This is a genomic window from Pseudomonas sp. CM25 (assembly GCF_013179705.1).
Lineage (GTDB): Bacteria > Pseudomonadota > Gammaproteobacteria > Pseudomonadales > Pseudomonadaceae > Aquipseudomonas.
The window spans coordinates 1-12,913 of the sequence record NZ_JABMCW010000153.1; the positions used below are offsets into that span (position 1 = coordinate 1).

At 63.3% G+C, this 12,913-nt stretch carries 13 protein-coding genes; 4 read left to right on the forward strand and 9 right to left on the reverse strand.

Annotated features, from left to right (window positions below):
• The 3 genes from HP546_RS16645 to HP546_RS16655 all read left to right on the forward strand — a co-directional run.
• On the forward strand, positions 1-550 hold a 550-nt coding region (locus HP546_RS16645), incomplete at its 5' end, for a PfkB family carbohydrate kinase (RefSeq protein WP_256678489.1).
• Positions 551-607: 57 nt separating this feature from the next.
• Entirely contained in the window at positions 608-1,900 is a 1,293-nt protein-coding gene (locus tag HP546_RS16650) for an MFS transporter (RefSeq protein WP_172227515.1), read from the forward strand.
• 9 nt (positions 1,901-1,909) lie between these two features.
• Complete coding sequence (locus HP546_RS16655) at positions 1,910-2,884, forward strand: D-glycerate dehydrogenase (protein WP_172227517.1); 975 nt, start codon at positions 1,910-1,912, stop codon at positions 2,882-2,884.
• A 181-nt stretch (positions 2,885-3,065) separates the two neighbouring features.
• Here HP546_RS16655 and HP546_RS16660 read toward each other — a convergent pair whose 3' ends face one another.
• From HP546_RS16660 to HP546_RS16700, 9 genes are all read right to left on the reverse strand, one after another.
• Positions 3,066-4,031: an endonuclease gene (locus tag HP546_RS16660; RefSeq protein ID WP_172227519.1), complete on the reverse strand. Its 966-nt coding sequence runs from the start codon at positions 4,029-4,031 to the stop codon at positions 3,066-3,068.
• Between the two features lie 146 nt (positions 4,032-4,177).
• Positions 4,178-5,173, reverse strand: coding sequence for an aldo/keto reductase (locus HP546_RS16665; protein WP_172227521.1), 996 nt, complete (start codon positions 5,171-5,173; stop codon positions 4,178-4,180).
• Positions 5,174-5,359: 186 nt separating this feature from the next.
• Positions 5,360-6,544 (reverse strand): MFS transporter, encoded by a 1,185-nt coding sequence (locus tag HP546_RS16670; RefSeq protein ID WP_172227523.1) that lies wholly within the window; start codon positions 6,542-6,544, stop codon positions 5,360-5,362.
• A 195-nt stretch (positions 6,545-6,739) separates the two neighbouring features.
• Positions 6,740-7,210, reverse strand: a complete 471-nt coding sequence (locus tag HP546_RS16675; RefSeq protein WP_172227525.1) for an Lrp/AsnC family transcriptional regulator — start codon at positions 7,208-7,210, stop codon at positions 6,740-6,742.
• A 20-nt stretch (positions 7,211-7,230) separates the two neighbouring features.
• Entirely contained in the window at positions 7,231-8,526 is a 1,296-nt protein-coding gene (locus HP546_RS16680; protein WP_172227527.1) for an FAD-binding oxidoreductase, read from the reverse strand.
• 96 nt (positions 8,527-8,622) lie between these two features.
• Positions 8,623-9,462: an ABC transporter substrate-binding protein gene (locus tag HP546_RS16685; protein WP_172227529.1), complete on the reverse strand. Its 840-nt coding sequence runs from the start codon at positions 9,460-9,462 to the stop codon at positions 8,623-8,625.
• A gap of 61 nt (positions 9,463-9,523) precedes the next feature.
• Positions 9,524-10,288, reverse strand: coding sequence for an amino acid ABC transporter ATP-binding protein (locus HP546_RS16690; RefSeq protein WP_172227531.1), 765 nt, complete (start codon positions 10,286-10,288; stop codon positions 9,524-9,526).
• Between the two features lie 15 nt (positions 10,289-10,303).
• Entirely contained in the window at positions 10,304-11,269 is a 966-nt protein-coding gene (locus tag HP546_RS16695) for an amino acid ABC transporter permease (RefSeq protein ID WP_172227533.1), read from the reverse strand.
• Between the two features lie 377 nt (positions 11,270-11,646).
• Positions 11,647-12,528 carry a LysR family transcriptional regulator gene (locus HP546_RS16700; protein ID WP_172227535.1) on the reverse strand — a complete coding sequence of 294 codons (882 nt, stop codon included), beginning with the start codon at positions 12,526-12,528 and terminating at the stop codon, positions 11,647-11,649.
• A gap of 185 nt (positions 12,529-12,713) precedes the next feature.
• Here HP546_RS16700 and HP546_RS16705 point away from each other — a divergent pair.
• Positions 12,714-12,913 (forward strand): thiamine pyrophosphate-binding protein (locus HP546_RS16705; protein WP_249226214.1); only part of this gene is annotated, 200 nt, incomplete at its 3' end.

The window sequence follows — 12,913 nt, forward strand, 5'->3', positions numbered from 1 at the left end:
CACCGGCATCCCGCTGGCGCTGTCGGAGGGCTGTAGGGCCTTGTCCCACGCACTGGTGGACGCCATGCGCGCAGCCGGGCGCAGCATCTCGTTCGACCCCAACCTGCGCCCGTCGCTGTGGCCGGACCCCCGCACCATGGTGCGGGAGATCAACCGCCTGGCGGTCAAGGCCGACTGGGTCTTGCCGGGCCTGGAAGAGGGCCGGTTGCTGACCGGCCAGCATACCCCGGCAGACATCGCCGCTTTCTACCTCGACCAGGGGGTAGAGCTGGTAGTGATCAAGCTGGGCGACGCGGGGGCCTATTTCCGCAGCGCCAAGGGCGAAGGGCAGGTGGCTTCGGTGCCGGTCAGCCAGGTGGTGGACACCGTCGGCGCTGGCGATGCCTTTGCCGTGGGCGTGCTCAGTGCGCTACTGGAAGGCCGCGCAGTGGCCGGGGCGGTAGCGCGTGGCAACTGGTGCGGCAGCCGCGCCGTGCAGTCGCGCGGCGACATGGAAGGGTTGCCATTGCGCCATGAACTGGAGGCTCACGAACTGCGCATCAGCGCGTGAACAGCCGAACCGCGTCACCTGTTGCAACAAAAACAAAAAGCTCAGGAGAAACAAACCATGCAAAGCCAAAGCCTGGCACCGCGCCGCTGGTGGTACATCATACCGATCGTGTTCTTCACCTATAGCCTGGCGTACCTGGACCGCGCCAATTACGGTTTCGCTGCAGCTTCCGGCATGGCCGAAGACCTGCACATCACCCCCGTGCTGTCGTCGCTGCTGGGGGCGCTGTTCTTCCTCGGGTACTTCTTCTTCCAGGTACCCGGCGCCATCTATGCCGAAAAGCGCAGCGTAAAAAAGCTGATCTTCGTTTCGTTGATCCTCTGGGGCGGGCTTGCCACGCTCACCGGCATGGTCAGCAACGTGTACATGCTGATCGGGATCCGCTTCCTGCTCGGGGTGGTGGAGGCGGCAGTGATGCCGGCGATGCTGGTGTACCTGTGCCATTGGTTCACGCGTGCCGAGCGTTCGCGGGCCAATACCTTCCTGATGCTCGGCAACCCGGTGACGATCCTGTGGATGTCGGTGGTATCGGGCTACCTGATCAAACACTTCGACTGGCGCTGGATGTTCATCATCGAGGGCCTCCCGGCGGTCATCTGGGCATTTTTCTGGTGGCGCCTGGTGGACGACCGGCCGGCCCAGGTGAGCTGGCTGAGCGAGCAGGAGAAGGCTGACTTGCAGCAGGCGCTGGCGGCCGAGCAGCAGGGCATCAAACCGATGAAGAACTACCGCGAGGCGTTCCGTTCGCCGCAGGTGATCATCCTGGCGCTGCAGTACTTCTGCTGGAGCATCGGCGTTTATGGCTTCGTTCTCTGGCTGCCGTCGATTCTCAAGCAGGCGGCCAACGTCGATATCGTCCAGGCCGGCTGGCTGGCATCGGTGCCTTACCTGGCGGCCGTGCTGGCCATGGTCGGGGTGTCCTGGGCATCCGACCGCCTGCAGAAGCGCAAGCGCTTCGTCTGGCCGCCGCTGCTGATTGCTGCCGTGGCGTTCTACGGCTCGTATGCCTTGGGCACCGAGCACTTCTGGCTGTCGTATGCGCTGCTGGTGGTCGCCGGCGCTTGCATGTATGCACCGTATGGCCCGTTCTTCGCCATCGTCCCCGAAATCCTGCCAGCCAACGTTGCCGGCGGCGCCATGGCGCTGATCAACAGCATGGGCGCGCTGGGCTCGTTCGGCGGCTCGTGGCTGGTGGGCTACCTCAACGGCGCCACCGGTGGCCCGGGCGCGTCGTACCTGTTCATGTGTGGCGCGCTGCTCACCGCAGTGGCGCTGACTGCCGTACTCAATACCTCGCAGACATCTGGTCGAGCCAAACGCGGCAGCTCGCGCCTTGTCATGAATCATTAGGAAACCGCAATGAAAAAGCGAATCGTGCTGTACAAACGTCTGTCCGATGACCTGATGGCACGCTTGCACGAGCGGGTCGAGGTGACTTGGGTGGACACTACCCAGGCCGATGGCCTGGCCCGCTTGCGCGACGCCTTGCCGGGCGCCCATGGGTTGCTGGGCGCGAGCTTGCGCGTGGACGCCGGCCTGCTCGACCTGGCACCACAGCTGGAGGTCGTGTCCAGCGTTTCGGTGGGCGTGGACAACTATGACATTGCCGAGCTCAACCGGCGAGGCGTGATGTTGACCAACACACCTGACGTGCTCACCGAAACTACTGCCGACACGGGGTTTGCCCTGATCCTGGCGACTGCCAGGCGGGTAGTGGAGCTGGCGAACTGGGTGCGTGAAGGGCGCTGGCAGGCCAACCTGGGGCCCGCACAGTTTGGCAGTGATGTGCATGGCAAGACGCTGGGTATCGTCGGCATGGGCCGTATCGGCGAAGCCCTGGCCCGGCGTGCTGCGGCGGGCTTTGGTATGCGCGTGCTCTACCATAGCCGAAGCGCCAGGCCCGAAGTGGAGGCGCGTTATGCCGCGCGCCAATGCAGCCTGGATGAGCTGTTGCAACAGGCGGATTTCGTTTGTCTGACGGTGCCGCTCAGTGCCAACACCGAAGGCCTGATTGGCGCGCGTGAACTGGCGCTGATGAAGCCTGAGGCGATACTGGTGAACATCTCGCGTGGGCGCGTGGTGGATGAGGAGGCGCTGATCGAGGCGCTGCGGGCCCGGCGCATACGCGGGGCGGGGCTGGATGTTTTTGTGCACGAGCCGTTGGCGGTGGATTCGCCGCTGTTGCAGCTTGATAACGTGGTGGCGACACCGCATATCGGCTCGGCGACCGAGGAAACCCGTCAGGCCATGGCGCGGTGTGCGGTGGACAACTTGCTCAGCGCGCTGGCCGGTGAGCGGCCTGCGAACCTGGTTAATGAAGTGTGTGGTGCTTGAAATCAAGGGGCCGCGTTGCGGCCCATCGCCGGCAAGCCAGCTCCCACACGGACTGCGCAAGGCCCAAGCCACCAAAGATCTGTGGTAGCTGGCTTGCCTGCGATGGCCCAAGCCTTCAAAGACCTGTGGGAGCTGGCTTGCCGGCGATGGGCTGCGCAGCAGCCCCAGATACCATGCAGATCTAGCGACAATTACCGGCTTTTCGATAACCCGCTGCCTGCGCCTCTCCTTCGGTGGCGAAGCTGACCTGGTTCTTTGCCGCCACCTGGTTGTAGCCCGGGCAACCCACCGATAGGTGATAAACGTGGCTGTTGCGGTTGCCCAGCACCGCGCCTACCGACCCGGCACTGGCCAGGCTCGGCTTGGCCTCTGGCTTAGCCGCCTTGGCCGGCACCGCTTGCACCACACCAGCGCCTGCCGGCTTGTAGTCGGCTGTCCATTTGCGCTCGCCGGTCACGAACGGGTTGGCATGCCCCATGATCGCGGCAATGCGCCGGTCGCGCTCTTTTTCCCAGGCCGATACCGGGTGCTGCTTGTCCCAGGCCATCAACAACTGCTGTTGCTGGCGCGACATGCTCAACTTGTAACGGTCGAACATGTAGAACGTGGTGCGGGCTACCAGACCTTTCACTTCGTCACGCGGCTCCGCAGCGCGCTGGGCGAAATCGACCTTGGTGGTGCACTGGCCATATTCGCCGCTATTGCCGGCGACCATTCCATAATTGAAGTTGCTGCGGTCACCATTCACCTCACCCACGGCCGGGTACAGGTTGAACAGGTCGGCCTCCATGGCGCGGAACACCGGGTCGTCATCCACGCAGTGCTCGCGGCCGCCGTTCTTCCAGCACTGGCGCTGGTTGCCGAAGGTGTGCGCGGGCACGATATGTTCCCACTCGGTACGCTCGGCGCGGTTCTGCTGCTTGCGGGTCTGGTAACCGCAGGAGGCCGCATCAATGCGCCCGCCAGACTGGCCCACCCAAGTCCATTTGCAACCGCAGTACAGGTCGCCCATGGCACTGCTGGCCTGGTCCAGATAAACCTTCTGTTTGGCCACCACCTTGGCCTCGGTGAAGGTCGCAGGCGGGTTGGCCAAGGCGGGCAGGGTGAAGGAAAACACTAAGGTTACGGCGTAAAGCAGTGATTTCATGGGGAAAACATATTTCAGATTGGGGCGCGCATTGTAATGCTTTTGGCGTGGGTGACTAGCTCGCCTAGCCACCCCAGTGGTCGGTTCGGGTCGTTGCTGCCCATGCGGCTGAAGGTGTCAGAGTCGAGCATTTTCCGCGCCCAGCGCTACTTGAAGCCGGTCACCGCGTGGGGCACGTAAGGCGCCTGCAGCCGGGCCACTTCGTCTGTGCTCAGCTGCAGCGCCATTGCCGCCAGCGCATCATCCAGGTGCCCCGGTTTCGATGCACCGACAATCGGCGCTGATACGCCAGGTTTGCCCAACACCCACGCCAGCGCCACCTGGGCCATCGGCACGCCGCGTTCGCCGGCGATCTGCTCGACCACATCGATCACCCGGCCGTCTTCCAGCTCGGTGTTTTCATAGAACGACTGCCCGGACACATCGGTGCGCGTGCGCTCGGTCTGCAATCCGTGCGGCCGGGTCAGGCGCCCACGGGCCATAGGGCTCCAGGGCATCAGGCCGACGCCCTGGTCCAGGCACAGGGGGATCATCTCGCGTTCTTCCTCGCGGTAGATCAGGTTGAGGTAGTTCTGCATCGACACGAATCGGCTCCAGCCGTTGCTGGCCGCTACCTGCTGGGCCTTGGCGAACTGCCAGGCGTACATCGACGAGGCGCCGATGTAGCGCGCCTTGCCGGCCCTGACCACGTCATGCAGGGCTTCCATGGTTTCCTCGATGGGGGTGTGGTAGTCCCAGCGATGAATCTGGTACAGGTCGACGTAGTCGGTGCCCAGGCGGGTGAGGCTGGCGTCGATGCTGGCCATGATTGCCTTGCGCGACAGGCCTTGCTCATTGGGGCGGGTGGCGCCTTCCCACATGTTGGCGGGAAAGAACACCTTGGTGGCGATCACCGTTTCTTCGCGGCGGGTGAATTCCTTGAGCAGTTTGCCAACGATGATTTCCGAGGTGCCGGCGGAATAGCTGTTGGCCGTGTCGAAGAAGTTGATGCCTTGCTCGACGGCGTGGCGGATGATCGGCCGGCTGGCGTCCTCGCCCAAGGTCCACGGGTGGGTGCCGGCATCCGGCTCGCCAAAGGTCATGCAGCCCAGGCACAGCCTGGAGATATCGAGCCCGGTACTGCCCAGTTTCACGTATTGCATCATCGTCTCCTTGAAAGGAACGTCATATCTGTAGGAGCAGCCTTGCGCTGCGAAGAGTCCAGTATTGGCAATGCATGTACATCGATCAGACAGGCCTTTTCGCAGCACAACGCTGCGCCTACAGGCGATGGGCCGCAAAGCGGCCCCGATTGCTTGACTGACTGGCATTCGTCCCGAAGGCTGGCCTCAATGCCCGCCCTTCATCCGCCGCGCCACCAGGTAGATACCCAGGCCGACCAGCGCCGTCGCAGCACCGATGTACCCGGTGCCGGTCCAGCCCATGCCTGCAGTGATCGCCATGCCACCCAGCCACGGCCCCAGCGCATTGGCCAGGTTGAACGCCGCATGGTTCGATGCCGCCGCCAGGCTTGGGGCTTCATGGGCAATGTCCATCAGGCGGATCTGCAGCGGCGCTGCCAGGGCAATCATGGTGCCTACCAGGGCAATGCCCAGCAGCAGGCTCCACAGTGCCTGCGCGGCAAAGGTGAAGAACAGCAGCACAGCAACCGACCACACCAGTACCAGCCCCACAGCGCGGAACTGCAGGCGGTCGAACAGTTTGCCGCCCGCGATGTTACCGACGATGCCGCCCACGCCGAATGCCGCCAGGCCGAATGGAATCCATTGCGGCGACGCCTGGGTCACCTGCAGCATGGTCGGTGCCAGGTAGCTGAACACGCAGAACATGCCGGCAAAACCGATCGAGGCGATGGCCAGTGCCATCCATACCTGCGGCAGGGCAAAGGCCTGCAGTTCCTTACGCGGGTCACTGCGCACTTCATCGTGACGTTGGGGCACGCAACGCCACACCAGCACCATGGTGCACAACGCGATGGCGCCCACCAGCACGAATGCCGAACGCCAACCGAAGTACTGGCCCAGCAGCGTGGCGACCGGGTTGCCAAGCAGCATGGCCAGGGTCAGCCCCATCATCACCCGCGCCACCGCACCTGCCCGCTGGTCCTTGGCCACCATGCTCGATGCCACTACCGCGGCGATGCCGAAGTAGGCGCCGTGGGGCAGGCCGCTGATGAAGCGGAACGCGACCAGGCCACCGAATGAGGGCGCGAAAGCGGTTGCCAGGTTGCCGAGGGCATACAGCAGCATCAACAGCAGCAGCATGTGCTTGCGCAGCAGCTTGGCGCCGAGAATCGCCAGCGTGGGGGCACCGACCATGACCCCCAGCGCATAGGCACTGATTGCATGGCCCACTTGCGGTTCGCTCAATTGCAGGTTGCTGGCGATGTCGGGCATCAGGCCCATGATGGCGAACTCGCCGGTGCCGATGGCGAAGCTGCCCAGCGCCATGGCCGCTTCCATCTTGGCGACGATGCTTTTACTGGGGAGAGGGGGGTGTTCCTGGACTGACATCTGGATCCTTATTGAAACATGCTGAAACGTTCAAGGTGGGATCATAGTCAATCTGTGACTGCAACGTCGAGGAAGCGCCGAGCTTCCTCGCATTTCGGCTGGCGTCCGGTGCGTATCAACGGGTTATTGGCTTTGGGCGCTGCCTTGGGATTTTCATCATCCAGGGGAACTCGCGGCAAACAATACGAACCGCAATCACAATGTCAGCTTCTTGCTGAACTTGGTCTCCATCACAATGTGCGAAGCCGTATGGGTCACGCCCTTGATCATGTTGATACACGTCAGCTCGGCATTCAGCTCGCCCAGGGTGTGTGTGGTCAGGTGGATGATGAAATCCATTTCGCCCGACACCGCATACACCGCCTGCACCGAGTCCATCTTGCGCAAGGTGGTCATCACGTCGGTGTAGCTCTTGTTGCTGCACGAGGTCATGGTGAAGCAGTTGATCACCTGCTGCAGCTTGTCCTGGTCGATGCGCACGCTGTAGCCGGTGATCACCCCGGCGTTTTCCAGGCGGTTGATGCGCTCTTGCACCGCCGAGCGCGATACGCCCAGCTTGCGCGCCAGCGACGCGGTGGGCTCGCGGGCGTTGGCCTGCAGCAGCGCCAGCAATTGCCTGTCCTTTTCGGTGAGTTTGAACAGTGCGCCGGGGGGGAGGGCGTCCATGGCAGTTCCTGGTTGTCGTTCTAGTTGCTGTGTTGCGCGCGGGCTTCCTGGAACTTGTCCATCAGCTTAAGCCCGGCATACACGGTCTGGGCCGCGGCCGGCCCGAATGGTCCGCCGTTCCATTGCAGCCCATAGGCGTCGAACAGGCGGTAGCGGTCGGTTTCGCCGCAGACCGCCTCGGCGACCACTCGCGCGCCCACGGGTGCGGTGTTCATACCATGGCCCCCAAATGAAGTACAGGCCCACAGCCCCGGGCCCAGCGGGCCGATGTGCGGCATCTTGTGGCGGGCGTAGCCCATCAGCCCGGACCAGGCCTTGGCAATTTTCAGGCCCTGCAACTGTGGATACACGCTCAGGATGTCGCGGGTCAGCAACTGCCCCAGGCGCTGTTCGTCCTGCAGGTTGCGTGTGGTGATATGGCCGCCCCACAGCAGGCGGTCGCCTTCGACAATGCGGTAGTAGTCCGAGGCGCGGCGGTTGTCACCCACCGCATCCGTGGTACGTACCACGTCACGCAAGCGCTCATCCAGGTGTTCGGTGAGCACGACATAGGTGGCAATCGGCAAGAACGCCCGGCGCAGCGCGCCGAACTCGGGGCCACCGTAGCCGCCGCAGCAATACACCACGTCGTTGCAGATAACCGCGCCGTGGGCGGTGCTCACGCGATGATGGCCGTTGTTGTGCTGTACCTGCAGCATGGGCGACTGTTCGTGAATGCGGCCACCGGCAAGCTCGACCAGTTCGGCCAGCCCAAGGCAGTAGTTCAGTGGGTGGAAATGAAAACCGTGGCTGTCGCGCAAGCCCTGGAAGTAGCGGTCGGTGTTCAGGCGGCTGCGCAGCGCATCGGTACCCAGGTATTCCATCTCGAAACCGAAGTCGCGGGCCATGCGGTCGCGGGTGCGCTGCAAGTTGTCGGCGTCGTCGTAGCGCACCACGCTGAGCTTGCCGGTAGTGGCAGCGCAGCCTGGCAACTGGTTCTGCGCGATGGTGTCGCGGACGATATCCACCCCTTCCAGCGACAAGCGGAACAATGCAGCGGCGGTGGGCTTGCCGCAGCGTCGCTCGATCGCCGAAAGCCCTTCGGACCAGCCTTGCAGCACGAAGCCGCCATTGCGCCCGGAAGCGCCCCAGGCCACCCGTGCGGCCTCGAGCAGTACCACCGAACGACCACGCGCCAGCAGTTCGCGGGCCACGCTCAGGCCGGCCAGGCCACCGCCGATGACGCACACGTCAGCGCGGGTCTGGCCGCTCAGTGCCGGGCGCTGCGCGGCGGGGCGCATGGTCCCGGTGTAGTAGTTGTTGCTGTAGCTGGACATCGCCTGGGGCTTCCTTTGGCTAGGGTTTGCAGGTCTGGCGGGCACGGGGCGGCCGCACGCCCTTCAGCAGAAGGGCGCTGGCCTGCGGGTCAGGGGTTACTGGACTTGCGTGAGGTCGGCGCCGTACCACTTCTCGGACAGCTGCTTCAGCGTGCCGTCGGCCTTCATGCCGTCGACGGCCTTGGCCAGCTCGGCGTTGAAGGCGTCGTCGCCCTTGTCGGTGGCGATGGCCAGCGGCTCGTAGTAGGCGGGCTTGCCCTGCACCGGGGCAATCGGGTAGCCGGCCTTGATCGCGCCCATGATGGTTGGCAGCGCCGACAGCGTGGCGTCCAGGCGCGTGCCATTGCCCATGCGCAGGTCATCCAGCGGGCCCATGCTGTCGCCGTAGGTCTGTACAGCGCCCGGCTCGACGCTGTAGCTGAAGGCGGGCACGTCCGCCGCGTCGATCTTCAACCGACGGTTGATGTAGTCCTCGGAGGTGGTGCCCGCTTCGACGCCGATGGTCTTGCCGTTGAGGTCGGCAGCGCTGGCGCCGGCGGCGTCCTTGTGCACGGCGAATACGTACGGGGTGTAGTAGTAGATCGCCGGGAAGTCGAGCACCCGGCCACGTTCGGTGGTGGGCGTCATCGAGCCGACCGACAGGTCCCAGCGGCTGGCCCAGCGTCCGGCGGTGATGATGCCGTACTCGGGGGTGACGAACGCCACCTGGGTGCCCAGGCGTTTGCCGATCTCGTTGGCCACGTCGATGTCGAAGCCCTGGAGTGTGTTGTCCTCGCCGAGGAACGACTGCGGTGGCCAGTTGGCCGCCGTGGCCACTTTCATCACCTTGCCCTGGTGGATGCGCTCCAGGGTGGCGCCCGCCCAGGCGGTGCTGGCCATCAGGGCCAGGCTGGCGGCGACGGCGGTAGAAGCGAACAAGCGTGCGACTGGGTTCATTCGGTAAGTCTCCGGGTATGCGTTTGTTGTTGTGGTGTTGGCACAGCGGTAGACACAGGCCTCAGTGGCTGAGGATCTGCGAGAGAAACTCCCTGGCGCGCGCATGGCGTGGGTTGTCGAAGAATTCGCTGGGCTGGCCCTGCTCGATGACCTGGCCGTGGTCCATGAAAATGATGCGGTCGGCGACCCGTCGGGCGAAGCCCATTTCGTGGGTGACGCAAAGCATGGTGATGCCGTCCTGGGCCAGTTCGCCCATCACGTCGAGCACCTCCTTGACCATTTCAGGGTCCAGCGCCGAGGTGGGTTCGTCGAACAGCATGATCCGCGGCTTCATGCACAGCGCTCGGGCAATCGCCACGCGCTGTTGCTGGCCGCCGGAAAGCTGCCCCGGAAACTTGTCGGCCTGGCTGGCGATGCGCACCCGGTCCAGGTACTCCAGGGCCAGCGCGCGGGCCTGGGTGTCGCTGAGCTTGCTGACCAGGCGCGGGCCGAGCATCAGGTTTTCCAGCACGGTCAGGTGCGGGAACAGGTTGAACTGCTGGAACACCATGCCCACCTGGCGGCGCACGGCAGCCACGCTGGCGGCGTCGCGGCCCAGCGGGTTGCCGGCGATCAGCACCTGGCCTTTCTGGAAGTCCTCAAGCAGGTTCAGGCAGCGGATCAGCGTGGACTTGCCCGAGCCGGACGGGCCACAGACCACCACGATCTCGCCGCTGGCGATCTCCAGGTCGATGCCCTTGAGCACGTGAAACTCGCCGTACCATTTCTGCAGGCCGCGAATGGACACGGCGGCCTGGGTGGCAGCGGGGGTGTAAGGCTGGTTCATCATCAGGCTCCTCGATCAGCGGTGTGCGCGGTCGAAACGTTTTTCCAGACGTGACTGCACGGTTTCCAGCAGGATCGACAGGACCCAGTACAGGACAGCGGCGGTGATCAGCATTTCCAGGTGGCGGAACTCTGCACGGCCTTGGGTGCGGGCGAGGAACATCAACTCCCAGACGCCGATTACCGACACCAGCGAGCTGTCCTTGAGCATGGAGATGAACTGGTTGCCCGTAGGCGGGATGATCAGCCGCATCGACTGCGGCAGGATCACCCGGGTCATGGCCTGGAAGGGTGTCAGGCCAATCGCCCGCGAGGCTTCCCATTGACCGCGCGGGATGCTGCTGATGCCGGCACGGAAGATCTCGGTCATATAGGCGCCGTAACACAGCGACAACGCCAGGATGCCTGCCGGCACTGCGCCGACCACATAGCCGAGCTGGGGGATGCCGAGGTAGATCAGGTAGATCTGGATCAGCAGTGGCACGCCGCGGAAAAACGATGTGTAGAAGCTGGCAATGGCGATGGCGAAGCCGTTGGACGACAACCGTGCGGTGGCGCCCAGCAGTGCCAGGACGAAGGCGATGGCGATCGAGACCGTGGAGACGTAGACAGTCGTGAACACCCCTTGGGTGATCATGAAGCCAACCTTGCTGGCGATGAAGCTGTAGGACAGGTCGAAGGTGCCGAAGAACAGCAGGAACAGCAGCAACAGTTCGCACCAGACCGTGATCACCTGGGCCCGCAGCGGAAAACGGCCGAGGATGAACAGGTTCAGTACCAGGGTGATTGCCAGCGTCCCGGCCACCGCGATGTTGCGCAGCAACGGTGCCTGCAGGTCGAGCACGATCGGCCCCATCAGCCGGGCCAGGCTACCGTCGCCGACGCCATAAAGCAGGGCGAGCGCAAATATCACGGCAGTGACCAGGCCCATGAAGGCCGGGTTGTCAGTGGCGCGCGGTTTGACGATGTGGTCTCTGTACATGGGGGTCGTGCCTCACGGAGCTGGGCTCGTTTGTTGTTGTGAGGCCATTGTAGGGAGGCGAAGCGCAGGCAAGAACCTGTTGAAATGCAATGAATCAACAGTTTTCGCTGGCACTTGAACGGGTTGTATCGCGACAAATGCAGATCGATACCCGGCGGATTGTTGGCGTGCTATCGGGTGGAGTACAAATGTACTACCGAACGACCTGGCAGCAATGTGGGGCCTGGCACCGGCTTTGCCGGTGTTCGCGGCTAACGCCGCTCCTACAGGTACCGCGCAACACCTTTTTGGGAGCTACTGTCTTGCTCAGAATCCAGAAGCTTGCGAGATCCCTGTGGGAGCGGCTTTAGCCGCGAAAGGGCCGGAACAGGCTGGTATCAACGCTCCAGGTAATGCGTCTGCGCGGCAAAGTCGATAAACCGCTTGCTGGCCAACGACAGATACTCCCCCGAGCGCCAGCACAACCGGAAGCTCATCTGCTGCGCCGGCCGGAACGGCACGCCGACGATGCCCGGGGTACGCTGCTGCACCGAGCGCAGCAGGGTGGCCACGCCCATGTTGTCCAGCGCAGCCTGCACCACCAGCGAAACGAAGTTGCTCTGCAGGGCCACCTGGTAGGTGATGCCATGCTCGGCGAAAAACGCGTCCAGCAGCTGGCGCTGCACGAACGTACGGTCAAATACCACCATATCGGTATTGCGCAAGTCTTCGGCGGTGAGAAAGGCCTTGCCGGCATAGGGATGGTCGGGGTGCATGCAGCCCAGCATCTCGTCACTGCCCAGCAGGATCGATTCCTTGTCGGGCGGTACGCGCCTGGACTCCAGCAGGGCCAAGTCGATTTCCCGCTGCTCCAGTCGCTGGCCAATATCTTCGGCACTGCCTTCGAACACGGTCATGGCAATGCCCGGGTACAACTGGCGGAAGGCGTTCATCAACCCGGGCACGTAGTGCAGGCCGAACATCGGCGGAATGCCCAGGCGCACTTCGCCTCGTTTCAGGTCGGCCATGTCGCGCAGCTCTTGCCGGGCAATATCCATCTCGCGCAGCGCCGAGGCAATGCGTGGCAGGAACTGCTCGCCCTCGGCAGTGAGTATGACTTTGCGGGTAGTGCGGTTGAACAAGGTCACGCCCAGTTCTTCTTCCAGCCGGGTAACCGCCATGCTCAGCGCCGGCTGGGCAATGTGCAGGTGCTGCGCGGCCTTGGTGAAGCTGCCCTGCCGGACGATCTCGACGCAGCAGCGCAATGCCTTGAGGTTCATTGAGGGGAACTACCTTTCATGCTTGGAGCATTCATAACGAAATGTGATGCCAAGCATCATAACAATATATTTATTATTATTAACCAGAGGGCCTACGATGCGCGCCACTGAGACATCCTGCAACATCTCAGTCACACAGCTTAATAAATCTGCAATCCCACGAAGATTTTGAGGTAGTACCCCAAATGGCCAAGGCCGCCGATGTCGTTGTGCAATGCCTGGAAAACGAAGGTGTCGAGTATGTATTCGGCATTCCCGGTGAGGAAAACCTCGACCTGCTCGAATCCCTGCGCAAGTCGAAGATCAAGCTGGTACTGACCCGTCATGAGCAGTCTGCAGGTTTCATGGCTGCCACCTACGGTCGCCTGACCGGCAAGACCGGCGT

Bases quoted from the DNA above. Each gene is read 5' to 3' on its own strand.
- HP546_RS16650 (WP_172227515.1), top strand. From the start codon at position 608: ATGCAAAGCCAAAGCCTGGCACCGCGCCGCTGGTGGTACATCATACCG.
- HP546_RS16655 (WP_172227517.1), top strand. From the start codon at position 1,910: ATGAAAAAGCGAATCGTGCTGTACAAACGTCTGTCCGATGACCTGATG.
- HP546_RS16660 (WP_172227519.1), bottom strand. From the start codon at position 4,031: ATGAAATCACTGCTTTACGCCGTAACCTTAGTGTTTTCCTTCACCCTG.
- HP546_RS16665 (WP_172227521.1), bottom strand. From the start codon at position 5,173: ATGCAATACGTGAAACTGGGCAGTACCGGGCTCGATATCTCCAGGCTG.
- HP546_RS16670 (WP_172227523.1), bottom strand. From the start codon at position 6,544: ATGTCAGTCCAGGAACACCCCCCTCTCCCCAGTAAAAGCATCGTCGCC.
- HP546_RS16675 (WP_172227525.1), bottom strand. From the start codon at position 7,210: ATGGACGCCCTCCCCCCCGGCGCACTGTTCAAACTCACCGAAAAGGAC.
- HP546_RS16680 (WP_172227527.1), bottom strand. From the start codon at position 8,526: ATGTCCAGCTACAGCAACAACTACTACACCGGGACCATGCGCCCCGCC.
- HP546_RS16685 (WP_172227529.1), bottom strand. From the start codon at position 9,462: ATGAACCCAGTCGCACGCTTGTTCGCTTCTACCGCCGTCGCCGCCAGC.
- HP546_RS16690 (WP_172227531.1), bottom strand. From the start codon at position 10,288: ATGAACCAGCCTTACACCCCCGCTGCCACCCAGGCCGCCGTGTCCATT.
- HP546_RS16695 (WP_172227533.1), bottom strand. From the start codon at position 11,269: ATGTACAGAGACCACATCGTCAAACCGCGCGCCACTGACAACCCGGCC.
- HP546_RS16700 (WP_172227535.1), bottom strand. From the start codon at position 12,528: ATGAACCTCAAGGCATTGCGCTGCTGCGTCGAGATCGTCCGGCAGGGC.